This is a genomic window from Paenibacillus sp. EKM301P (assembly GCF_011800295.1).
In the GTDB taxonomy this organism is placed as follows: domain Bacteria; phylum Bacillota; class Bacilli; order Paenibacillales; family Paenibacillaceae; genus Paenibacillus; species Paenibacillus polymyxa.
The window spans coordinates 1-215 of the sequence record NZ_JAALFM010000175.1; the positions used below are offsets into that span (position 1 = coordinate 1).

Genomic DNA, 215 nt, shown 5'->3' on the forward strand with positions numbered 1-215 from the left:
GTTGTCGTGATGCCAGGTGAAGGCATCAAGATTCGTTTTATGTATAACACGCTCAGCTTTGATCAAGCAGGTATTGAGCGCCTGTATGGACATTTTGCGCGTCTCTTGGAGCAAATTTCGCTCAACCCGCATGTTCGGGTGGAAGAGCTGGAACTACTCACAGCAGCGGAAAAACAGCAAATTACAGCGGCCTTTAATGATACCGCTTGTGCATT

At 47.4% G+C, this 215-nt stretch carries 1 protein-coding gene; it reads left to right on the forward strand.

The window, feature by feature from the left end:
• Positions 1-215 (forward strand): condensation domain-containing protein (locus HFD99_RS25420; protein ID WP_167438896.1); only part of this gene is annotated, 215 nt, incomplete at both ends.